This is a genomic window from Streptomyces sp. NRRL F-6492 (assembly GCF_001280125.1).
Classification (GTDB): domain Bacteria; phylum Actinomycetota; class Actinomycetes; order Streptomycetales; family Streptomycetaceae; genus Streptomyces.
This window is the reverse complement of the sequence record NZ_LGEG01000143.1, coordinates 1-407: the sequence shown is the minus strand read 5'-3', so window position 1 is coordinate 407 and position 407 is coordinate 1. Positions and strand designations below refer to the sequence as shown.

Annotated in this window: 1 protein-coding gene; it reads left to right on the top strand. The window is 72.5% G+C overall.

Annotated features, from left to right (window positions below):
* Nucleotides 1–79: 79 nt before the first annotated feature.
* A partial coding sequence (locus ADL08_RS12905) for a condensation domain-containing protein (protein WP_234352114.1) occupies nucleotides 80–407 on the top strand: 328 nt, incomplete at its 3' end.

Genomic DNA, 407 nt, shown 5'->3' with positions numbered 1-407 from the left:
CGGCGGTCATTCGCTGCTCGCGGCTCGGCTGACGAATCACATCGCGGACGTGCTGGGCGTGCGGCTGACGATCCGGGACGTGTTCGGGAGTCCGACGGTGGCGGGGCTCGCGGAGCTGGTCGCGGGTGAGGGAGACGTGCGGGACGTCCTTCCGCCGCTGGTGGCGGGGGAGGGGGACGGGCTGTCTCCGGCCTCGTACGCGCAGCGCCGGTTGTGGCTCCTTTCGCAGCTCGACGGGGACAGTGCGGCCTACAACGTGCCGATGGTGGTGCGGTTGGCGGACGGTGGGCTGGATCTGGCGGCGCTGGAGGCGGCGTTGGGGGACGTGGTGGAGCGGCATGCTCCGCTGCGGACGGTCTTCGAGACGGTGGACGGCGAGCCGCACCAGCGGATCCTCCCGCCCGAGC